This window comes from Nostoc sp. JL33, assembly GCF_017114985.1.
In the GTDB taxonomy this organism is placed as follows: Bacteria; Cyanobacteriota; Cyanobacteriia; order Cyanobacteriales; family Nostocaceae; genus Nostoc.
This window is the reverse complement of sequence record NZ_JABXKP010000031.1, coordinates 17,452-39,364: the sequence shown is the minus strand read 5'-3', so window position 1 is coordinate 39,364 and position 21,913 is coordinate 17,452. Positions and strand designations below refer to the sequence as shown.

The window sequence follows — 21,913 nt, the reverse complement described above, 5'->3', positions numbered from 1 at the left end:
ATATCACTGATGATGCTAGCTGTTATAACCTAGCAGCACATAAAGCAGCACCTATTAGCCCCACTTGCGGGTTGAGGATAACATACACGGGGATCTCTTCAAGGAGGGGGCGCATCCTCCCTTTTTGAGTGAAATTTAATAAGAAACCGCTATTTTGGATTAAGGGCAGGATTTTGGGCGCAATTCCACCAGCGATGTATAAGCCACCGTAAGGTAGAAGTTTAAGGGCGAGATTCCCGGCTTCTGCACCATAAGCGTCTATAAATAATTGCAAAGTTTGTTCACAGAGGCGATCGCGTTTTTCTAGTGCAGCAGTACCAATGGCAGCACCGGGATCAACACTTTTCTCTTCCTTTCCGGCTTCTTGTTCCCAAGTTCTAACGATTTGGGCAATATCTGGTAATTCGGCGGCAAATTTGCGATCGCGCAAAAATTGGTAAATTGCCACAATTCCCATTCCAGAAACCACGCGTTCCACAGAAACTCGCTGGATATCATGTTTAGCCAGCAGGTGTTTCAACAGTTGAAACTCGATCTCGTTCCGAGGGGCAAAGTCAGCGTGTCCACCTTCTGAGGGAAAGACTTGATAGTGGTTTCCCTGCTTAATTAAAAATCCTTGCCCTAAGCCAGTACCAGCACCAATAATTCCAATGGGGGCTTCGGGTTGAGATTTGCCAACTTGCAACGTCAGCAAGTCTTGCTTTTCTAAACCTGAAATGCCATAGCCAACGGCGGCGAAGTCGTTAATCAAAGAAATATGTGAGATACCCAATTCTTCTTCTAAACGTTCGGTATCTAGGAACCAGGCTAAATTGGTCAGTTTGGCAGTATTTTTGACAATGGGGCCTGCGATCGCAAAACAAGCCTTTTCTGGTATGGGTGTATTAGCTTTGACCAAAAACTGCTGCACTATCGGTACCAAATCAGGAAAATCGGCACTGTGGTAACTTTCCTGATAAATAGTATGTATTGCTGATGAATCTGATGTTTCAACCAATTGCAGAATAGTTTTCGTACCGCCGATGTCTCCTGCTAGTAACAAAGTCATAGAATTTATTCGTGAATTAAATTACTTTTTTTGTAGGATATACCCAACCTAGCAGAAGTCATGAACCCAAATCTCTATCAGAGGTTTAAGCAAATCGAATAACTTCTTCTATGTGGGTTAAATGGGAAGTATCTCCCGTTAGTTCTAATAACCATTCTGGGTCTTGGCGTACCACTTTTACCAGCGAACATAAAGAAGCTTTAACTTCTGTTTTGGCAATTTCCCCCACTAGCCCCATTGCTCCCCCCAACACAGATGCACCATGTGCCACTAGCAGGATATCCTCTGGCAAGTACTCAGTAGCTAAACATCTCGCAGTTTGCCCAGAACGTTCTCGTACTTTTTCGTGAGTTTCAGGATATTTAGCGGCGATGCGCGAAGTGTAGCTGGTGTCAATTCTGGGGAATAACTCTGCTAATGCTGGAGTCGAGAGTCTTCCGGGTTCTTCTGTCATCCAAACTGGGTTTAGCCATTCACTCAAGCCTGTTTCCAATTTGATCGGCAAATTCAGAACTTCTGCAACTGCGTTTGCCGTCTGTACGGTTCGCAGGAAAGGAGAAGCGAAAATATGGGCAATATTTTCTCTTTTCAATCGTTTCGCTAACTGTTGTGCCTGCACCATACCATCATCAGACAAAGGTGGATCGTAGCGTCGTTCGGCGGTGAGGAACCAATCAGGGTTTACGAAGTCGAGGCGGTTAGCGTGTCTTGCTATCCAGACTATTTGACTCATGGGTTTAATTCTTCCGGTGAATAGAATTCGCCGCTAAACAAATATAGATATCTGCAAGGAGGGCTGCAAATATTAATATATGACAAAATTGTAATAATTTGTAATAATATAATTTATTAGGAAAACTTATCAGTAGCGTCAGTGTAGTTTTACTTAAAGCTTTTTGAGCCAAGTTTCTAAAGCAATATCGACTATAGTAATCTGCTGAAATGTTTAGTAGGATTGCGATAGTCATACTTTGCTTATAGTCTTTGTCGCCATCTTTCTAAAGCTAAATCAACTAATCCATATAGAGAATCATAGTGATCAAATTTATATATATTAGGTCTTTCACCACCGTAATTAACAGGAAATTTATTTACATCAATCTCTAATAATTTTCTTTCTTCATATGTTAAAGGTTCAGAGTTATTAAGTTTTCTAGCTATTCTGTTTCTATCTTTAAAATGTTGATAAATATATTTATATTCTCGTCGATACTTAGAATTTTCGTTGTATGCTAATTCATTCATTATTTTTACTCTATTTGAAAGTGTCTTTTTGGATGAATTCATCTTTACACCAATTCCACTTGGTACATATCCCTCTAACAAAGCATTACTTTGCCAATCTGTCCAAATCCTTGCTCTACTTATGCGGTCACTACTATTATTTTTTAAACCTAACCATAAAAATATAATTGGTATTCCTTTACTATCAAAGTAAAATTCAGCGCAGAATTTACTTGTTTTTCTATTACCATTTCCATATCTAAAACCAACAGCAGAAGACATTTCTTCCATCCGTTTATCAAAGCTAAGAACCTTTTGACGAATTTTCAATATTCCCTCGTGTTGTTCAGAAGAGCATTTGGTTAGACGGTTCATCAGCCCTCTAGAAGGTGGGGGTATATCTTCATTCCTTTCTCTGTCCTGATGAGGAACTTCTATTTTTGAAACTTTACCATTATCTAAATTTTTTATCTGTAAATAATAGTTAATACCATCTGCTAAAACGGCAAATTCAAAGAAATCAATAGACAAATGATTATATTTTCTATCTGTAAAATTATCTTTGTGAAAATCAGGCTTAATTGCTATTAACCTAATAGGTTGCTGATAGTCTATTTCGTCTTGTAAAGGTTTTACTTCCTGTAAAGCGTCATAATATCGAGTTAGTTGCTGAATAATATATCTGTCTTCACCGTTTTTCAATTCCAGCACTACTAACTGTTTCTTATCATTCAATGCTAAGATATCGCAAATTTGACCATTAACATAATATTGTCGCTTTAGGGGAATTAATCCGAAAAGTTCCTTTAAATTTGCCCAAACAAAATCTTCTAAATCAGCTTCAGTCGCAAATTTCCAACTATCACCCGTTTTTCTTAAATTCACGAAATCCATTATCTCAGTCTAACTTCAGTAAATTACTACCTTTAGTATTCCCAAAGCTAGACAGGAATTTATACAATTGCTTATATAGCAGTTCTTAGTTGAGTAGGTACTGAACCCCACCTCCAACCCCCTAATCGCTTGCGATTAGGGGGCTATGATGTTAGGAAAAGCTATAATTTCAACCATCCAAATAGTTGCCCTACAGTTAACTGAAAGCCGCTAACTAAATCGGGGACTGGTAATATTTCTTGTTCTTCTTGTAAAAGTTCTGGTTGCTGCTTTGGTGGATAAACTAAAACAGAACGATCGCCTGGATCAATTAACCAACCTAAACGACTACCATGCTTTAGACAATGTAAGATATTTCCCGTTACTTTAGTCTGACTTTGATCTGGCGAAAGAATCTCAATTGTCCAGTCTGGATACGCCTGAAAAACATTTGCCACATCTCCACGTTCATCTAAGGGAATTCGCTCCCAAGCAAACACAGCTACATCAGGGACAATTGAACGTCCGCCAAACGTACAGCGCAACTCTGGAAATGCAAGGGCAATTCTTTGAGGTTTCGCTACAGAATTGATATTACTGACTAGTTCACCCTGAAGAATACTATGTTTTCCCTGTGGCATTGGCTTTTGAATAATTTGACCGTTGATGTATTCTGAGCTAGGCTTTGTTTCTGGTAGTTTTAAAAACTCTTCTAAAGTTAGGGGTTTAGTTAGTGATTTTACCATCTGCTTGTACCTCCCAAGATTTCATTTAATTAATTACCCTAAATAAGCTTTTTTAACTCGTTCATCATTAATTAATTCTGATGCTGCGCCTGTTAAGGTAATAGAACCAGCTTCTAAAACATAACCGCGATCGGCAATTTGTAATGCCAAATTAGCGTTTTGTTCAACTAACAGAATAGTCACGCCTGTAGCACGGAGATTTTCAATAATAGAGAAGATTTCCCGGACGATCGCAGGTGCTAAACCTAAGCTAGGCTCGTCTAAAAGTAAGAGTTGTGGTTTACTCATTACAGCACGAGCGATCGCTAACATTTGTTGTTCGCCACCACTAAGAGTTCCTGCTAGTTGATCGCGTCTTTGTGACAAGCGGGGAAATAGCTCAAATTGGCGCTGAATATCTGCTTTTATCTCTGCTTGATTGGAGCGAATATAAGCACCCAAAAGTAAGTTATCAAATACTGTTTGCCGCGCTAATACTCTGCGCCCTTCTGGACAATGGGCGATACCAAATTTTACAACCTCGTGAGCTTGGCGGCGAGTAATATTATGTCCATTATAAATAATCACGCCACTCTGAGGATTAACTATTTTAGATATGGCGCGGAGTGTGGTAGTTTTACCAGCACCATTAGCACCAATTAGAGTAACTACCTCGCCTTTTTGAATAATTAAATTAATCTTTTTCAGAGCTTGGATACCGCCATAATTAACATTAAGTTCTTGAACTTCTAAAATTGTATAGTTTGGTTTACTATCGGCGTTCATCGGCGGTTTACATCCAGAAATATTCAAGGCTGACACAAAAACTAACATACATTAATATACACAACGCGCTCACAATTTTGGGGCTAGGGATGCCTAGATTGGGCTACGCCTACACCTGATCAAAACAAGCGCCACTTATTTATTATTACCCAAAAACTTTGTCAACTCATCCCTGTTGGTATGGAAGCAAAGAGAGTTGAGGAATTAGTGCGATCGCTCCCATTACACAATTTGCACTGAATGAGTGTTAATTTCTGTTAAATTAACCAATTTTACATCATTTGTAAACAATATTGCATTTAGAGATTTTGCAGTTGCTGCAATTATTGCGTCAGGAAGCCTGAGTCTATATTGTTTGCGAAATGCAATTGTTAACTTTTTAATATTATTATCAATACCAACAACTGTAATTTTGTTTAAAAAATCAATAATTTGTGTTTCTTCTTCTAGACTAAGACTTGGATAAGAAAGTAATTCAATCTCAGTAACCACTGAGATAAAATATTGTCCTAATGGTAGTGGGTTTAGCAAGCGACCACCCAAAAAATACAAGACTACATACATTTGTATCTAACAAAATCAAAGGTAGTGTCAACACCACTCATCCCTAACTTGCTGCTGATATTCCAAAGGGTCTTGAGTTAGTTGAATTACACCCGCATACTGGTTTAAATTAAACTCTTGTTTTTGTTGTGATTGATGAGCTTCTAATATCTTCTCAATTTGCTGCCAGTCCTGATAATCTATCAATACCGCTACCGGACGCATGGCTTCATCAGTCACAATTTTTTTCTTAAAAGGTAGCATGATTTTCTATATCAGATAGAACGTTTTACTATTTGATTGTAACCTCAAGACAGAAAATCGATGAGGGCAACTTTACTCTCATCTTTAAGAGCGATATCTGGCAATCAGCCGCTCGATGCCTACGCTTATTTCCCAGAGTTGAGACTATCTAAAACTTGCTGTAATTCTGCTGTGGAACGAATTGCGATCGCACTTTTGAAAAGCGTTTTTAGTACAGATGGTTCTTCTATCTTATTGATAACTTCGACAATAGAGTTTGGCACTTCTCCAAATCGCGTTTCTAAGACTGTAATGATGTTTTCTCTAGCATTTTCGACAATTCCTTCTTCTTTTGCTAGCCTTTCAATACTAGTTACGTACCGCATTCTATCTGTCTCCTCGTAACTTCTCACTTCCGTTTTAAAACTAAGCGCCAACTCTTTTGGCAAAACCATTATCCAGTCGATAAACCGAAATAATTCCCGTATATCTTCCCGGCTATATCCCCGTTCATACAGCCGTCTGACTAGGCTTAGTTTCCACTGTAGCCGATTTTCTGGGTTTCGTTGCGTTGCCTTGGTCTTGAGATGCGCCATCACAATTACACCAAAGGGGTTGGTTGTTTGCTCTAAAGTTTCCCATTCTTGCTCATAGTCCAACAGTTTCGCCACAGGAAACTCTAAGCTGACGCGACATCCGCCCAGTTGATAACTGTAGCTGGAAGGTCGCCAATTCGCTTGTTCATCTGCTAAAACTGCTAAACTAATGACTCGCTTTTTATGGCGGTCAAATAAGCGGTAATTATATGTGTACATCCGTTCCGCAAATTGGCTGTCATATTGCCCTTGGACTTCCACATGAACCAATACCCAAGCTTCTTCTCCATCCAGTAGCCAAACTTTTGCGACTTTATCGACCAAACGCCGCCCTATTTCTGCATCCGGTTCTAGCTGTTGCAGTTCCGTGTCCAGAAATTCATAAGGTCGCGTCCAGTCGATTTCGGCATAAGCTTGGGTGAAAAAGAATTCCAGAAAGCGGGGAAAATATAGCTCAATGACTTCTTTCCAAGGACTATCGTAATCAGTAAGTTGCTCGGTCATAAATTAAAACAAAAAGTACCTCTGTGCCATTGGTAAAACTGTCGCAGGTTCACAAATCAGCAACTCACCATCTGCCCTGACTTCATAGGTTTCTGGATCTACTTCAATGTGGGGTAGTGCATCATTCAGCTTCATATCCCGCTTACTTAATTGGCGTGTTCCAGAAACTGCAACTGCTGACTTTTGTAAACCTAGCTGGCTGGGTATTTCTTTCTCTAAAGCTGCTTGCGAAACAAAAGTTAATGATGTGGCATGACGCGCCCCTGCAAAACTACCAAACATCGGTCGCATATGCACTGGTTGCGGTGTGGGAATACTGGCGTTAGCATCGCCCATTTGCGACCATGCAATCATTCCGCCTTTAATCACTATCTCTGGTTTCACCCCAAAAAATGCCGATCGCCACAAACACAAATCTGCTAATTTTCCCTCTTCCACTGAACCCACATATTGAGCAATTCCGTGAGCGATCGCCGGGTTAATAGTATACTTAGCAACATATCTTTTTGCCCGAAAATTATCTGCTCTTTGCTCTGTTCCTTGGGGGTTAAGAGTTCCCCGTTGCACCTTCATTTTGTGAGATGTCTGCCAAGTGCGAATTATCACTTCGCCTACCCTTCCCATTGCCTGAGAATCGGAAGAAATCATACTAAATGCGCCTAAGTCGTGCAAAATGTCTTCAGCGGCGATGGTTTCTCGACGGATGCGAGATTCGGCAAAAGCGACATCTTCGGCGATCGCTGGGTCGAGGTGATGGCATACCATCAACATATCTAGGTGTTCATCTAAAGTATTGACGGTGTAAGGACGTGTGGGATTGGTGGAAGATGGCAGAACATTGGCTTGGCTGCAAACTTTGATAATATCTGGCGCGTGTCCCCCGCCTGCGCCTTCAGTGTGGTAGGTGTGGATGGTACGGTTCTTAAAAGCAGCGATCGTATCTTCGACAAATCCGGCTTCGTTCAGGGTATCAGTATGAATCGCTACTTGCACATCATATTCATCGGCAACGCTGAGGCAAGTATCAATTGCTGCGGGTGTAGTTCCCCAGTCTTCATGAAGTTTTAACCCCATTGCACCGGCGGCTACTTGTTCTACAAGTCCTTGGGGTTGACTGGCGTTACCTTTACCCAAAAATCCTAAGTTCACGGGAAAAGCATCAGCAGCTTGCAGCATTCGGTAAATGTTCCAAGGGCCGGGGGTGCAGGTAGTGGCATTTGTACCCGTAGCTGGGCCAGTACCACCGCCAATCATCGTGGTAATCCCAGAAGCGATCGCCACTTCAATTTGTTGGGGACAAATAAAATGAATATGGGCATCGATACCGCCAGCAGTGAGAATCATTCCTTCCCCTGCTAAGGCTTCAGTTCCGGGGCCGATAATAATATCTACATTATTTTGAATATAAGGATTTCCGGCTTTACCAATTTTGAAAATCTTGCCATCTTTAATGCCAATATCCGCTTTGACAATACCCCACCAATCGAGAATTAAGGCATTAGTAATTACTAAATCAACAGCACCATCGGCGTTAGAAATGGGGGATTGTCCCATCCCATCTCTGATGACTTTACCGCCGCCAAATTTCACTTCATCGCCGTAGGTGGTGAAATCTTGTTCAACTTCAATAAATAATTCTGTGTCTGCAAGTCGGATGCGATCGCCTACTGTTGGCCCATAGGTTTCGGCGTAGGCGCGGCGATCCATTCTGTAAGGCATAATGCTACTCCTGGTGTTGATTTTAGAGTTTATGGGATTGTACGATTCTCTATAAGATGGCAAAGCTGAACACGCTTTCGATAATTTGGGTTTATGCTATGAATGAGCATTCTTGGAGGCATAGACAAAATGACCCTAGCAGACATAATTCCTATAGCTCGAAAGCTTTCTCCATCAGAAAAAATCAAGCTAATTCGCATCCTTGCCGAAGATTTAGATACAGTAGAGGATATTTCTCCATTGGAACCCTTCAAAACCTACGATTTACCTACTCCTTATAATAGCTTTGGGGCTGGTACAGTCATGATGGAAGCACTTAAATCAGAGGATTCCATTCATTAACCTGTATGCGGTTTAATTATTCGACTACAAATTCCACTCAAGACGAATTTGATAGTTTACCCAGAATTCCCCTAGTTTTAAGTCGAGAAAATCACAGCATAGAAGCAAATGGTTTAGTTGATAGCGGTGCTACTGTCAATGTTATGCCTTATGAACTAGGGCTTCAGTTGGGTGGGATTTGGGATGAGCGTAAAGCTATTATTCAATTGGCAGGAAATCTCCGCAATCAACCTGCCATACCATTTTTCGCAAGGGCTGAAATTAGCAATTTTCCACCTGTGCAGTTAGTATTTGCATGGGTAAGCAGTCTTAAGGCTCCTTTAATTCTTGGACAAACTAATTTTTTCTTGGAATTCGATGTTTGTTTTTTTCGTTCCAAATTGGAGTTTGAAATTAAACCTATTCAATAAGCTTTTTTAAACGCAGAGGGACGCGGAGGGTTTTTAGAGATTACCGTTAATTTTGCTGTTGAAGCCGTAGACTTGGCGAGTACCAACTAATGGTACTAAAATCACTTCTTTTTCATCGCCTGGTTCAAAGCGGACTGCGGTTCCGGCTGGGATATCGAGGCGCATTCCTCGCGCTTGTTCTCTGTCAAAATTTAAGGCGGTGTTAACTTCATAAAAGTGATAGTGGGAACCGACTTGTATGGGGCGATCGCCTGTATTTGACACTTGTAATTTTAGAGTTGGACGACCAACATTCAGTTCAATCTCACCTTCTGGTGTAATAATTTCTCCAGGAATCATAATAAATTCAAAAATTAACGAATTGGATTATGTACTGTTACTAACTTTGTGCCATCAGGAAAAGTTGCTTCTACCTGCACTTCATGCACCATTTCAGGTATCCCTTCCATGACATCATCTCGCGTCAATAGAGTTGTACCATAACTCATCAATTCAGCTACAGTTTGCCCATCCCTTGCGCCTTCTAAAATGGCAGCAGAAATATAAGCGATCGCTTCGGGATAATTTAGTTTTAAACCCCTTCCTTTACGTCTTTCTGCTAATAAAGCAGCAGTAAAAATTAATAGCTTATCTTTTTCCTGCGGCGTCAATTGCATTCGTACTTCCTCCTCTGAGTTCTCCGCGCCTCTGCGGTTCAAATCTGCCACACTCTTGGTATACAATTACCACGATTCAAAAAAGAAACTCGCAGCAACTGCCAAACATCGATAAACCAGTTTCTCACCTCAGATGTAGAAGCACCGCGATATCGACACAATAATCCATGTTGTAACCGACTAACACCCGCTTCTCCTTCCCCATTCCATAAATTTCGGGTTTTTTCCACAACTTCTGCGGAAACTGCACCACCAACCCAAACTAGACTACCTACTATTGGTTTTCCAGCCAAACCGTGGGGACTGTGGAAAATATCTTCGCTACCCCGTAACCATTGCCGATCAATCCATAAGGGAACATCTTGTTGCCAAATTTCGGTGTGCGATCGCCATTCTCCAAGATAAAATTTTTCTCCTCTAGCACTGCGACCAAATCGGGTAATTTCCCAGCCTAACCAACTAGCCCCGGTTGCTAATTCTACCCGTAAATCTTGCCGATAAATCGCACCGTTAAATAAAATTGTCTCTTGCGGCAACCATTCTAAACAAGCACCAGCATCAACTTGCATTTGGATGGTTTGTCTAGCTTGCAAGCCATTGCTGCGGTATATCTTACTAGCAGCAGCTGTAGTGATTAAGGCTTGGGCTTGGGGTTGGAGGTGGATGTTAGAGGATAAGCGATCGCCTCCCACAACTCCCCCGGCTGTGTGTAAAATTACGCTATGACAAATTTCCCCCTCTGGATAAAATGGGCGTTGTACCTTCAAGGGCGCTTGTTGGTGATTGTAAATTAATTGGGTTTTACCCTGGCGATCGGCATAGACTAAATTAAGTTTGCCATGCCAACCTTCTGCTGTTTGCGAGTTGCAAGTCATTTATAAATTCAAAATTAAAGTTCAGAACCCTTATATTTATTTAATACATTCTCTGCTGCTTTACCTGCAATTGATCATTATTTTTTCGCCAATATTACATAATCATCTAATGTATAGTGGGACTGATGCTTTTGACCAATATACTGTTGGAGTAGTGGACTCATATACAGTTTTTTCTAAAGAATAGTAGGATATGTGCATTTCCGGGATATCAAAAAAACCGCTACTACTTTGGAGAAACAAAGCTAAACCATAAGCAACTGTTCCTGGCCCTGCTGCAATATCAAGGATATTAACCTTACTTGGTAGTAAAGCATCCTGGTAAATCAGAAACCAAGCTAAATATACGCAATATACATTTTCTAAAAAATACTTCATAAAGTAGACATGAGGAGTCAGACTAAAACGGTAGTCTGGATCGTGTCCAATTTTTAAGTTATTAATATCATCAAAAGCGTCTTCTAGCTTAATAAATAACTGTTTGTCAGGAATCCTACTAAATTCTTCTTTGAGATATTCAACTAAACTTGATTCAAAATCATCAAATATACGTTCATCAATAGCAGTAGATTGCAGTTTATATTCATCGTGTTGGATTAAATTAAAAACTTTATAGATATATTTAACGAATTCCGCATCTGGCATTAATATTAGATTAGCTTTTTCCTGGGATGCTTCCGTCAGTTGTTTAGTTAAAGTTTCTGTTTGTCTTTTGTATTCTTGGGAATAACGTTCAAGTTGAAGTTTATCCCTAAATAGTTTTTCTAACCATGAGAATGTTGCACCTGATTTTTGAATCTCTTGCAATAGTTGCACTGCACGTCGGATATCCCCGCGTTTTAAAGATAATTTAAATTGCTGACTTCGCCACCAATTTACGATAGGATTATTCATAACCAAATCCCTCTTTGCCTTCCATAATTTGTACACCTGGAAGCCGAGAAACTAACTTTTCTTTAAATTTCATATAGCTTAATTTTTCATCGTCATACCACCAAGCGTATTTTTGCTTAATTTCTTCAGCTTCTTGGCGAGTTGATGCTATAAGAGAACGACTATGGCTAGCATGAAAAGCTTGAATTACAACCCTATCTGCGATCGTTAATTTGTCAATAAAAGCAGCTTCATCAGTTGCTAAAGTAGGAAGTAGAGGGGTAATAGTGATAGATATTTTAGGAACAAAACCTTTATAATAATCAATATTTTGTTTAATTTTATTGATGGCATTTAGTCTGGCTTTAATACTGGGCGATCGCGGTTCAAAATCTTTTCTCACTAATTCACTCCCAGTAGGAATGCTCATATTAATTCGCAATCGCTTAAATCGTTGTAAATAATCAATATCTCTAGTAATAATTGGGCTACGAGTTTGAATCACCAAAGTTGGAGTTGGATAACCGTCAATCCCCACATCAAGCATTACCTCCAACAATCGACGAGTCAGTTGATGTTTAGACTCAAGTGGTTGATAAGGATCAGTAACGCTACTCATGTATATACTAGGAGGAATCTGGGGATTTTTTACATACCATTTTTTTAATTCTTTCGCTAAAATCTCAGCAGCATTTTCTTTAAAAATTACCCATTTACCCCAATCTTCGCGCATTTGAGCATTCGGGCTAAATGCAGCAGCATAGCAATAACTACAACCGTATTGACATCCCCTGTAAGGATTGAGAGTAAAATCATAATCACCAATAAAACCACTAGCTTTTGTTAAAAGTGATTTAGCATTTTGTACATAAACATTCACATCTCCAAATTTTTCTTTGACTAATTTGGTAGGAATGCATTCGCAATAACCTTCATATTTTGGTTGTGCCATCTGAATCCTGATATTTATTGAGAGTGAATTAACGCACTCTACTTTTTATGATTCCCATTTTTATTTTTAAATTACTTCCCCAAGGTGTACGCTAGTGCGATAGACCATATAGACAAAACCACTCTCATCACGAAAGTGCTGATATAATTCTTCAAAATTATCAATAAGCTGTTCGTATGCCAAGCCTTCACACGGTAGGTAAGAAACACTCATTGCTCGTCCAATAAGTCCAGTTAAATCTAACTGTTGCCTATAAGTAAAATTATATTCACGGATGTTAATAAAATGGGGAGTTACTAACAGTGGTTCTACCGACTGCATTCGAGATTCTGCTGGGTGATTATTAGATGCTTCGCGGACTATTCGGCTATATTCTGTAGTTAAGGCATCTTCTTTATCTCGATTATTCCACACCACAGCCAAGCGTGCTGATGGTTTTAAAATGCGGTGAAATTCCAATAAAGTTGGTTCGGGATTGAACCAGTGGAAAGCTTGAAAACAAGTAACTAAATCAACTGAATTATCAGGTAGTTGGGTAAATTCTGCTGTTCCATCACGAAACTCTATCAAAGGATGTGGTTTAGCAGCTTCTCGCATCGCCGCGTTTGGTTCTATGGCTATGACATTAACTCCCCGTTCAGCTAACAATCTTGAAGCAATTCCTGTACCTGCACCAATATCTGCTGCTACGAGTTGGGAATTTTCACCTAATCCTTCCAAGATAATATCAATTGCATCTGCGGGGTAACTTGGTCGATATTTTACATAATCCTCTGCTCTGTCAGAAAATCGGTTGAGTGGGTTTAAGGTATGTAAGGGGGTTGTTTCAGGATTAATTTGGCTCATGGGTTTTGATGTAAAAGTAGAAGTGCGTCACCGAATAGGCCGTCGTAGACATCGCTGTAGTTCAGAAAAGCGATATCATGACAATTAAACCGCTCTAAACAGTAACATCTACATACAATAATGGAAAGATTGCTAAACATCCACATTGAGAAATTACCTGAAGGCGTTTATTTAGCAACATCTGATGAGCTTCAAGGTTTAGTAGCTCAAGGACGCACTGTTGCTGAAACTTTAGAAATTGCTCGTGATGTAGCGCGTAAGTTATTAGAAGCACAATCTCAGGATGAAGAACTAGATTATTTGCAACCAATAGCTGAACAATTTAACTATCCTTTAGTTGTAGGTCAGTAGTCAATTCATGGGACGGCTAGCTGGGTTTAGCTACAGACAAATTATCAAAATATTAAAAACCTTTGGCTTTGTTTTTCATCGTCAAGCCGCAGGGAGTCATGAAATCTGGTTTAATCCTGAAAGTAATCGTTACACTACTATTCCCAATCATTTTGGTGATATGCCAGAGGGAACATTACGTGCAATTTTAAAGCAAGCTGGTATTGAACCTGAAGATTTTCTTAACCGCTCTTAGTAATAAAGAGGGTTTATATTCATTTTGATTAAGCTTGTTGTTGCTATTCTAACCAAGCTACCAAATCAGCAACTTCCGAAAAATCAAGTAAATCTTCTCCCAACTCCTCTAACTGTTCAGCAGATAAATTCCGAACCTGCTCAACTAATGATGCTTCAACATCACCAAAGCGCCGTTTAAGCTGACGGCTAATCAATTTAAACGCTTCTTTTTGAATAATATCTTGATAAATTACAGACTCTTTCATAACATCCTTCTGCAAAAATCCCCGAACTGAATTCAATTTTCATCACAAGATTTCTAATAATATAAAACAATGTAGCATTCTGCGGGTTGTTTGATTGTGCTTTCCTTTACCCAACTTAGATTGCTACCCTATATCAAAATAGATTTACATTTATTTTTTCAAATACAATGTTTAATTATCCTGTGAGCTATCAACAAAAAACTAGTTTTTAATCTCTTGATTTGATCTAATTGATTTGGCGACCATTGTCCCCGATCTTGAAGATTTCTTACTGGTTCCATTTGATCTAGTCTTGCAATAGGGCAATTTAGCCACATACTATTTTGAATAAGAATGTTCATATCTTCTATTCCACCTAGCGAGAAATCTTCTGATGGGTGATTTTGCAAAACAGAGGGATGTTCCTTTATTTTATTTTCTAGTGTTTCTACAAGTTCTTTGACCTTTTGCACAATCTGTATCCCCATTGCGTTATCTGCTGCAATTATTTTCTTATTTTTCTCATCTTTAGGCTTTCTTGTGTCGTATCCATTGAAAATCCAACCTGCAAATACAGGTTTACCAAGACTTATATATTTTTGATTATGAGGATTATTAGTATCATGTAGTTGACATCCTATTTCCCATTCCTTAATAAACCGTGGTAGTGTTTCTCCTATTAGCCCAACACAATACGAACAAAAAATATCAGATGTACAAGGAACAATAAAATAATTAGAAGAATACAATGCAGTTCTAACCAAATTATTAAATGATGGTGGTAAGTCAATTAATACATAATCATACTGGTTCTCTTCCTTACTATTAGCTTCTTGTATTAGCCTGCTTATTATTGAATATTTTTCAAGGCCATTACCAGTGAGTAGATCCGACCCAACACTTAGTGATTCTGAATAGACATTCAACCAAGCATCACTAGCAATTAAATCAACTTTATTGTGAGTTCTGTATCCGTTGTGTTTATAGTACTGTAGTGGACCTTCGTTTTGTAAAAACCTCTGTAGATATGCTCTTATAGTAGTTCCATAAGGGTTTTCTGGGCTTGGTAAAATATCTGTAAAACGATCACCTAACATTGCTATTGAAAGATTTGATTGTGGATCAAAATCTATTAACAACACTTTTTTGCCTAATCGTGCAAGCGCATCTCCTAAATTCCATGTAATAATTGTTTTGCCAACACCGCCTTTATTGTTAAAAATTGAAATTACTTTAGTTTTATTGCTGCTCATCTCTTCCAATCTAGTGTTTTTTTTACGTGATTATACTTATTATATTAACGATGCGTCAATTTATCCAAAACGCCGATTTAATAGACCAAAGCACGCGAAGTAAATTACTTGAGTTTATAAAAATTACAAAAAGCGGCTAGTTTAAAAAAAACTAGCTGCTTTTACAAATAAAAAATAGTAATAAATAAGCTATTTAAACGTCTAAAAATTACACCAAAATAAGGTATTAATATCCAACAATCTTGCCCAATGTTGAATAGATATATCTAACAATCGTATTCTTCTTTGCACTTCGGGATGTATATAAGGACTTATTGACAATTGCTGTTTAAACTTACTTGTAAGAGATGTTAATTCACAAGCATCAGCATATCTTAAAAAAACAAGCTGATCTTTTATATCTGGACTTAGGCTTTTATGATTATCAACTGCATGAATAAAATCTTCTAGTCTTTGCTCAATATTTTTCCTAGCATAACTTGCTTGTGTTTCTAAGATGTAATTCATGGTGAATGTCATTAAATATTCATATTCTAACTGTTATTTTTATAATGTTCATTCCTTAGCAGAATATTTGTACTACTATTTTTGCGCCCTTTGTGTCCTAGCCTCCGGCAACAGCTTCACCAAAGGCAGTTCAAACAAAAAAACAGCCGCCTCCATCAGGAAGCAGCCATTTTCACAAATTATCTAACTACAAAGTATTTAGTAATCGAAGTCGCCGCCGCCACCAGCACCAGCGCCAGCAGGAGCGCCATCCTTAGGCTCAGGCTTGTCAACTATGATACATTCGGTTGTCAACACCATACCAGCGATGGAAGCAGCGTTTTGCAGAGCAGAACGAGTCACTTTCGCAGGGTCAACAATACCAGCCTCTAACAAATCGACGAATTCGTTTGTTGCAGCGTTGTAGCCAACGTTGAATTCTTTCTCTTTCACGCGTTCAGCGATCACAGCACCATTCTGACCGGCGTTTTCAGCAATCCGCTTCAGAGGTGCAGGTAAGGCGCGAACCACAATCAAAGCACCAATCAACTCTTCATCCTTAAGATTGCTCTTTGCCCAAACTTCCAATTCAGGAGCAAGGTGAGCCAGAGTTGTACCACCGCCAGGAACGATACCTTCTTCCACAGCAGCTTTAGTAGCGTTGATAGCGTCTTCTAGGCGCAGTTTCTTGTCTTTCATTTCGGTTTCGGTCGCTGCACCAACTTTCACTACAGCGACACCACCAGAGAGTTTAGCAAGACGCTCTTGCAATTTCTCTTTGTCGTAAGAAGATTCGGTTTCATCGATTTGACGACGAATCTGTTCGACACGAGCCTTAACAGCAGCTTCGTTACCTTCGGCAACAATTGTAGTGCTGTCCTTGGTGATGGTGATCCGGCGAGCTTTACCCAGGCTATCCAGCTTGGTGTTATCTAGCTTCAGACCAGCATCTTCGGTGATTAGTTGACCACCAGTTAAAACAGCGATGTCTTCTAGTAGTGCTTTGCGGCGATCGCCAAAGCCAGGAGCCTTAACAGCAGCCACGTTGAGTACACCGCGTAAACGGTTTACTACTAAAGTTGCCAAAGCTTCTTTTTCGATATCTTCGGCGATAATCACCAAAGGACGACCAGCACGAGCTACTTGCTCTAACACTGGTACAAGGTCTTGTACCAAAGCAATTTTCTTATCGGTCAGCAGTAGGAAAGGCTCATCAAAAACCGCTTCCATCCGCTCAGGGTCGGTAGCGAAATAAGGAGAGATGTAGCCTTTGTCAAAGCGCATCCCTTCAGTGATTTCCAACTCGGTGAACATAGATTTCCCTTCTTCTAGGGAAATTACGCCTTCCTTGCCCACCTTGTCCATTGCTTGGGCAATCATCTGACCAACTTCTTCGTCATTACCAGCCGAGATCGCACCAACTTGGGCAATGGCTTTGGAATCTTCTACTGGACGGGCGTGTTCTTTGATTTTTTCTACCAAGAAGGCAGTAGCTTTGTCTATACCACGCTTGAGCGAAATCGCATTAGCACCAGCTGCAACGTTCCGCAAGCCTTCTTTGACGATCGCATGAGCTAAAACGGTGGCAGTTGTAGTGCCATCACCCGCAGCATCGTTGGTCTTAGAAGCAGCTTGACGAATCAGAGCTACACCAGTGTTTTCAATGTGGTCTTCTAATTCAATTTCTTTGGCGATCGTTACACCGTCATTAACAATTTGCGGTGCGCCAAATTTCTTTTCTAGAACTACGTTACGACCTTTGGGGCCAAGGGTAACAGCTACAGCCTCAGCCAGGATGTCAATGCCTCGTTCTAGAGCGCGACGGGCGTTTTCGTTGTAGATAATGCGCTTTGCCATAGGTGTCTAAATTCCAGGAGTAAGTCAATTTTTTTTTTGAATTGGGCATTGGCTAAACAGGGCATTGGGCATTGGGAAAACTCTTCCCTATTCCCCATTCCCCATTCCCTATACCCCACTAGATAACGACTGCTAAAATATCTTTTTCAGAAAGCAGTACATATTCTTCGGTACCGAGTTTGATGTCAGTGCCAGCGTACTTAGAGTACAGCACCTTATCGCCGACTTGAATTTCCAATTCCTGACGGCTACCGTCATCGTTACGCTTGCCAGGGCCAAGGGCGACTACTTCCCCTACCTGGGGCTTTTCCTTGGCGGTGTCGGGCAAATACAGACCACCTGCGGTCTTTTCCTCTGAGGCGCTCACTTTTACGAAAACGCGATCGCTCAAAGGTTTAACTGTAGAAACGCTTAAAGATAAAGCTGCCATAATTATTTTCTCCAGAGTTTTAGCACTCTCAACCCCTGAGTGCTAATCTACCGAAAAGTGGCATCCAATGGCAAGAATCCCTTGAGTACGGGTTCCCGAACTAGAAGATCATCGGTGTACTTAAGTATAAATGCTTAATTATCTCTACCTTTCAGGTTCCGTTCTATAAGTTACGAAGAGAGTAGGGAGTAGGGAGTTATAACAATTCTTCCCCCATTCCCCACTCCCCTTCTGAGTCAACTTTATTTGCAAAGCTGGGAAATTGTTATAGAACTGTAATCAGGGAGCCGCTCGATGAATAAAATACAGTGATCCAGTCTAGCCATCAAATCCCCAAAACCACTAAGTCTCCAGAACATAAAGCCCTGAGTAATTGTCTAGAAACTTTAGGACTTGCAAAAATTCAGCGACACATTTTTATTTGCGCTGACTGGACAATTGCTAACTGCTGCTCAAAACAAGCTAGTCTGGAATCCTGGGAATACTTAAAAAAGCGACTTAAAGAGTTAAAACTTGATGAGTCGCAACAGAGTCATCCCATTTGCGTCTATAGAACTAAAGCCAACTGCTTGCGCGTTTGTTGTTCTAGACCCATAATGGTGGTTTACCCTGATGGGGTCTGATATGGCCAAGCAAACCCGGAAGTTATTGAGCGGATCATCCAAGAACACTTAATAGGCATAATGGCGGTTGAAGAATATGTGTTTTTAACCCATCCTTTGCCAGAAACTTCCCTCGTTTCTTGTGAACACCTCATAGAGGCTTAACAACCGAATGATATGGTATAGCAGTAAGCTTAAAGAAAGTGCGGGTTGGTTTTGAGGTAGGGTCATCTTTAAGCCAATACTTACTTGTGAGTCAGAAGGATTATTATTTAATCAGTGTTTTTTCGCCCGCCCCTTTCAATGCGATATATAATAGCGCATTATAGATACTACTGCTATACGTATCCTTGCTGGACTTTTGCTATCGAGCTACTAGTCTCTCGAAAATGCTCGGCATTTTTGAGGCTTCGAGACAGCAAAGGCAAGTTAAGTAGGAAAAAGGACAACATCTCGAAATAACCCACCATAGAGGATAAATATTCAAGACTTTGATGGACCGAAGCGCGACAAGTGCCACTGCTATGAAAGAGCCCAGCATGAAAGATCACAAACGACTTCTATTGATTGATGATGACCCGAACCTCATCTTGCTGGTGAAGGATTACTTAGAATTCCGGGGATACGAAGTCATCACCGCCGAAAATGGACGCGAAGCTCTGGAAATTTTAGAGCAAGATGTTCCAGACATGATCATCTGCGACGTGATGATGCCGGAAATGGACGGATATACTTTTGTGGAACAAGTCCGGCAAAACGAACGCACCAGCTGGATTCCGGTTCTTTTCCTTTCAGCTAAGGGACAAAGTGCAGACCGAGTTAAGGGTCTGAATAAAGGTGCTGATGTTTATATGGTCAAACCCTTTGAACCAGAAGAACTCGTAGCGCAAGTTGAATCCTCGCTGAAACAAACTATCCGTTGGAAAGAACACCAAGCTAAAGGAGGCGAAAACGGTTCCCGTATCCAGGTTCCCTTCGATGTGCAATTAACCCCAACCGAACTGAAAGTAGTCCAGTTTGTCGCTAGGGGTTTAGCTAACCGGGAAATTGCTGAAGAACTAAATGTTAGTCAGCGCACGGTTGAAAGCCATGTGTCCAATATGTTGGGCAAAACCAATCTCCACAACCGCACTGAACTAGCGCGGTGGGCGATTGAAAATCAAATGGCTTAAACAAAGTTAAGAGTTAAAAGTTATGAGTTATGAGTTATGAATTTTTTAACTCCTAACTCCTAACTCCTAACTCCTAACTAAATCTACCAACCATCTTCTTCAGGGCTGGATTGGTGCAAAACTTCTAAGTCCAGTTCATCCAGGTAAGTTAAAGTACTTTCAATCTGGGAAACAGTACCTCGCAGTTCCAGAACGAAGCAGCTATATTGTGGCACGTTTGCGTTTACCTGAGCATCAGCAATAATCACCGTTACCCCATAGTGAGAAACCAGTCGTGAAATGACTGGTTTCTCATGCAAGTCTTTAGGAATGCGAACTTGGATACGAGTTTGGGTGCGTCTACTATCTAAAATATCAGTATTAGATTTTACTTATTTATTTGGAATTACCATTGTAGCTTTCTACTCGACTTCTTGGATGAGGTTTTGCTTTGCACGATTTCTTTTAAGACTAGCGTCACTCATCCCATACAGGCAAGCAATTCTGGATTCTGGATGTTGACTTATTATATAGGAATTGTACTCAAATTGGTAACTGGTAATGCTATTGGAATTTCGATCGCAAATTCTGTTCCATAACTAAGTTCAGATTTTAGCTGGATATTTCCCTGATGTTTTTCAATAATTTGATAGCTAATTGCTAAACCTAGTCCCGTTCCTTTGTTGACAGGTTTAGTTGTAAAAAAAGGATCAAATATCTTACTTTGGATTTCGGAATCAATTCCAGAACCGTTATCTCTAAATCTAATTATCACTGTTTCTAATTCAGTTACTTCGGTTGTAATCACAATTTGCTTTTGGATCTGATTATCTAGCTCTAGTAAAGCATCAATGCCATTACTAAGGATATTCATGAATACTTGATTCAGTTGTGCTGGATAACATTGAACTAGTGGCAGATTTCCATATATTTTAATAATTTCAATTTTTTGTTTGAGTCGATGGTTTAAAAGTAATAAAGTACCTTCAATACCTTCATGAAGATTAACAGCTTTTTTCTCGGAATGATCAAGTCGAGAAAAGTTTCTTAGTGACAGCACAATGTCACGAATCCGATCAGTCCCTATCTTCATGGATGAAAGAATTTTTGGTAAATCATCAATGATAAAATCAAGGTTAAAATCACCATAATCATCTTGCAATACAAAATGTGATTCAGGATGTTTTTGTTTATATAGTTCGATTAAATTTAAAAGACAGTTAACATGGTTATTCAAGTGGTTAAAATTGCCCTGAATAAAATTCACAGGATTATTAATCTCGTGGGCTAAACCTGCAACCATCCGACCCAAGCTAGACATTTTCTCAGTCTGAATCAATTGAACTTGGGTAGTTTGTAATTTCCGTAAGGTATGTTCTAATTGTTGTGCTTGAAGTTGAGCAGTAGCGGTTGCTGTAGTCAGTGCTTTGAGGTTATTGTATGCCTTGGAATGATAACGGATGCGGGCTATTAACTCAACTGCATCGGGTAACTTGATTAGGTAGTCATTTGCACCCTCAGTAAAAGCGGTGGCTTTCAGCTTTGCTTCTTCTTTACTGGATAGCATGACGATCGGAATATCACGAGTTACTGGATGAGAGCGAAACCAACGCAGTAGCATTAATCCATCGATATCTGGCATGATCATATCCAAGAAGATCACCGTTGGGGCAATGGCGATCGCATCTTGAATAGCCTTAGCTGGATTGCTTGTATAATCAAGGGAAATATCTGTTTCTGTCGCAATCATCCGACGGAAGGCTTCGCTAATAATTACCTGATCGTCAATTAGCAAAAGCTTCACTGTGGATGTTTTGGAATCCAGAATAAATGGCACAGCTTGTGGGGTTTGTGGTTCACTCCACTTCGGTGATAATCTTTCTGTCTCTTGAGATATTTGTAAGAGTGCTGTTTCTTGTAGGTTCATTTAGCACCTATAAATGGTGTTTTTTTGAAAAATTACAATCTAATAAATTAAATTTATTAATTTTTAATGTCGTAATTATGTATCAGTAATTAAGTATTGATAGTAAATTGAAAGCCTTTCTATGTAAAAGTATCTTCATAAGTTACTCCAATTTACCGTAACTGATTATACTAAGATATT

At 39.8% G+C, this 21,913-nt stretch carries 27 protein-coding genes; 5 read left to right on the top strand and 22 right to left on the bottom strand.

The features are described from left to right. Positions 1 to 22: 22 nt before the first annotated feature. From HWQ23_RS07400 to ureC, 9 genes are all read right to left on the bottom strand, one after another. Positions 23 to 1,048 carry a glucokinase gene (locus HWQ23_RS07400; RefSeq protein WP_292825722.1) on the bottom strand — a complete coding sequence of 342 codons (1,026 nt, stop codon included), beginning with the start codon at positions 1,046 to 1,048 and terminating at the stop codon, positions 23 to 25. A gap of 85 nt (positions 1,049 to 1,133) precedes the next feature. Then, a complete protein-coding gene (locus tag HWQ23_RS07395; RefSeq protein WP_292825719.1) occupies positions 1,134 to 1,781 on the bottom strand; it encodes a histidine phosphatase family protein in 648 nt (215 codons plus the stop codon). A gap of 242 nt (positions 1,782 to 2,023) precedes the next feature. Then, positions 2,024 to 3,157: an endonuclease NucS domain-containing protein gene (locus HWQ23_RS07390; RefSeq protein ID WP_292825716.1), complete on the bottom strand. Its 1,134-nt coding sequence runs from the start codon at positions 3,155 to 3,157 to the stop codon at positions 2,024 to 2,026. A 170-nt stretch (positions 3,158 to 3,327) separates the two neighbouring features. Next, positions 3,328 to 3,891 carry a Uma2 family endonuclease gene (locus HWQ23_RS07385; RefSeq protein WP_292825713.1) on the bottom strand — a complete coding sequence of 188 codons (564 nt, stop codon included), beginning with the start codon at positions 3,889 to 3,891 and terminating at the stop codon, positions 3,328 to 3,330. Between the two features lie 33 nt (positions 3,892 to 3,924). Next, positions 3,925 to 4,656 carry an ABC transporter ATP-binding protein gene (locus HWQ23_RS07380; protein ID WP_292825773.1) on the bottom strand — a complete coding sequence of 244 codons (732 nt, stop codon included), beginning with the start codon at positions 4,654 to 4,656 and terminating at the stop codon, positions 3,925 to 3,927. Between the two features lie 222 nt (positions 4,657 to 4,878). After that, entirely contained in the window at positions 4,879 to 5,220 is a 342-nt protein-coding gene (locus HWQ23_RS07375) for a type II toxin-antitoxin system VapC family toxin (RefSeq protein WP_292825710.1), read from the bottom strand. Between the two features lie 27 nt (positions 5,221 to 5,247). Next, positions 5,248 to 5,463, bottom strand: a complete 216-nt coding sequence (locus HWQ23_RS07370) for a hypothetical protein (protein WP_292825707.1) — start codon at positions 5,461 to 5,463, stop codon at positions 5,248 to 5,250. Between the two features lie 125 nt (positions 5,464 to 5,588). Continuing rightward, complete coding sequence (locus HWQ23_RS07365; RefSeq protein WP_292825704.1) at positions 5,589 to 6,542, bottom strand: RpnC/YadD family protein; 954 nt, start codon at positions 6,540 to 6,542, stop codon at positions 5,589 to 5,591. Positions 6,543 to 6,545: 3 nt separating this feature from the next. After that, the gene (ureC, locus tag HWQ23_RS07360; protein ID WP_292825701.1) at positions 6,546 to 8,261 is read right to left on the bottom strand and encodes an urease subunit alpha; all 1,716 of its coding nucleotides are present in this window, start codon (positions 8,259 to 8,261) and stop codon (positions 6,546 to 6,548) included. A 129-nt stretch (positions 8,262 to 8,390) separates the two neighbouring features. Here ureC and HWQ23_RS07355 point away from each other — a divergent pair, with 129 nt between their 5' ends. Next, a complete protein-coding gene (locus HWQ23_RS07355) occupies positions 8,391 to 8,603 on the top strand; it encodes a hypothetical protein (protein ID WP_292825698.1) in 213 nt (70 codons plus the stop codon). Between the two features lie 5 nt (positions 8,604 to 8,608). Continuing rightward, positions 8,609 to 9,013, top strand: coding sequence for a pepsin/retropepsin-like aspartic protease family protein (locus HWQ23_RS07350; protein WP_292825695.1), 405 nt, complete (start codon positions 8,609 to 8,611; stop codon positions 9,011 to 9,013). A 33-nt stretch (positions 9,014 to 9,046) separates the two neighbouring features. Here the strand turns inward: HWQ23_RS07350 and HWQ23_RS07345 are convergent, their stop codons facing one another. The 6 genes from HWQ23_RS07345 to HWQ23_RS07320 all read right to left on the bottom strand — a co-directional run bounded on the left by HWQ23_RS07345 (position 9,047) and on the right by HWQ23_RS07320 (position 13,215). Further along, positions 9,047 to 9,352, bottom strand: coding sequence for an urease subunit beta (locus HWQ23_RS07345; RefSeq protein WP_292825692.1), 306 nt, complete (start codon positions 9,350 to 9,352; stop codon positions 9,047 to 9,049). A 14-nt stretch (positions 9,353 to 9,366) separates the two neighbouring features. Beyond that, positions 9,367 to 9,669 (bottom strand): urease subunit gamma, encoded by a 303-nt coding sequence (ureA, locus tag HWQ23_RS07340; RefSeq protein ID WP_190736634.1) that lies wholly within the window; start codon positions 9,667 to 9,669, stop codon positions 9,367 to 9,369. 38 nt (positions 9,670 to 9,707) lie between these two features. Next, on the bottom strand, positions 9,708 to 10,544 hold the full coding sequence (locus HWQ23_RS07335; protein WP_292825685.1) for an urease accessory protein UreD: 837 nt from the start codon (positions 10,542 to 10,544) through the stop codon (positions 9,708 to 9,710). Positions 10,545 to 10,646: 102 nt separating this feature from the next. Further along, positions 10,647 to 11,438: a hypothetical protein gene (locus HWQ23_RS07330; RefSeq protein ID WP_292825682.1), complete on the bottom strand. Its 792-nt coding sequence runs from the start codon at positions 11,436 to 11,438 to the stop codon at positions 10,647 to 10,649. Then, positions 11,431 to 12,369: an SPL family radical SAM protein gene (locus HWQ23_RS07325; RefSeq protein WP_292825679.1), complete on the bottom strand. Its 939-nt coding sequence runs from the start codon at positions 12,367 to 12,369 to the stop codon at positions 11,431 to 11,433. The genes HWQ23_RS07330 and HWQ23_RS07325 overlap by 8 nt, the downstream gene beginning before the upstream one ends. 66 nt (positions 12,370 to 12,435) lie before the next feature. Then, positions 12,436 to 13,215, bottom strand: coding sequence for a class I SAM-dependent methyltransferase (locus HWQ23_RS07320; RefSeq protein WP_292825676.1), 780 nt, complete (start codon positions 13,213 to 13,215; stop codon positions 12,436 to 12,438). A 120-nt stretch (positions 13,216 to 13,335) separates the two neighbouring features. On the opposite strand from HWQ23_RS07320, the gene HWQ23_RS07315 reads away from it, so the two are divergent. Then, a complete protein-coding gene (locus HWQ23_RS07315; RefSeq protein ID WP_292700456.1) occupies positions 13,336 to 13,566 on the top strand; it encodes a type II toxin-antitoxin system HicB family antitoxin in 231 nt (76 codons plus the stop codon). 7 nt (positions 13,567 to 13,573) lie between these two features. Then, entirely contained in the window at positions 13,574 to 13,801 is a 228-nt protein-coding gene (locus HWQ23_RS07310; RefSeq protein WP_292825673.1) for a type II toxin-antitoxin system HicA family toxin, read from the top strand. A 43-nt stretch (positions 13,802 to 13,844) separates the two neighbouring features. Here HWQ23_RS07310 and HWQ23_RS07305 read toward each other — a convergent pair whose 3' ends face one another. From HWQ23_RS07305 to groES, 5 genes are all read right to left on the bottom strand, one after another. After that, positions 13,845 to 14,048 carry a DUF4351 domain-containing protein gene (locus HWQ23_RS07305; RefSeq protein ID WP_292825670.1) on the bottom strand — a complete coding sequence of 68 codons (204 nt, stop codon included), beginning with the start codon at positions 14,046 to 14,048 and terminating at the stop codon, positions 13,845 to 13,847. Between the two features lie 158 nt (positions 14,049 to 14,206). Next, complete coding sequence (locus HWQ23_RS07300) at positions 14,207 to 15,280, bottom strand: ParA family protein (RefSeq protein ID WP_292825668.1); 1,074 nt, start codon at positions 15,278 to 15,280, stop codon at positions 14,207 to 14,209. 201 nt (positions 15,281 to 15,481) lie between these two features. Continuing rightward, entirely contained in the window at positions 15,482 to 15,787 is a 306-nt protein-coding gene (locus HWQ23_RS07295) for a hypothetical protein (RefSeq protein ID WP_292825665.1), read from the bottom strand. Positions 15,788 to 15,985: 198 nt separating this feature from the next. Next, positions 15,986 to 17,623, bottom strand: coding sequence for a chaperonin GroEL (groL, locus tag HWQ23_RS07290; protein ID WP_292825662.1), 1,638 nt, complete (start codon positions 17,621 to 17,623; stop codon positions 15,986 to 15,988). A gap of 118 nt (positions 17,624 to 17,741) precedes the next feature. Continuing rightward, the gene (gene groES / locus HWQ23_RS07285; RefSeq protein WP_292825659.1) at positions 17,742 to 18,053 is read right to left on the bottom strand and encodes a co-chaperone GroES; all 312 of its coding nucleotides are present in this window, start codon (positions 18,051 to 18,053) and stop codon (positions 17,742 to 17,744) included. A 1,096-nt stretch (positions 18,054 to 19,149) separates the two neighbouring features. Here groES and HWQ23_RS07280 point away from each other — a divergent pair. Further along, positions 19,150 to 19,827 (top strand): response regulator transcription factor, encoded by a 678-nt coding sequence (locus HWQ23_RS07280; protein ID WP_012407592.1) that lies wholly within the window; start codon positions 19,150 to 19,152, stop codon positions 19,825 to 19,827. Between the two features lie 83 nt (positions 19,828 to 19,910). Here the strand turns inward: HWQ23_RS07280 and HWQ23_RS07275 are convergent, their stop codons facing one another. Together HWQ23_RS07275 and HWQ23_RS07270 are read right to left on the bottom strand one after the other, a co-directional pair. Continuing rightward, entirely contained in the window at positions 19,911 to 20,150 is a 240-nt protein-coding gene (locus HWQ23_RS07275) for an NIL domain-containing protein (protein ID WP_335127755.1), read from the bottom strand. Between the two features lie 182 nt (positions 20,151 to 20,332). Continuing rightward, entirely contained in the window at positions 20,333 to 21,733 is a 1,401-nt protein-coding gene (locus HWQ23_RS07270; RefSeq protein ID WP_292825656.1) for a hybrid sensor histidine kinase/response regulator, read from the bottom strand. Between the last annotated feature and the right edge of the window lie 180 nt (positions 21,734 to 21,913).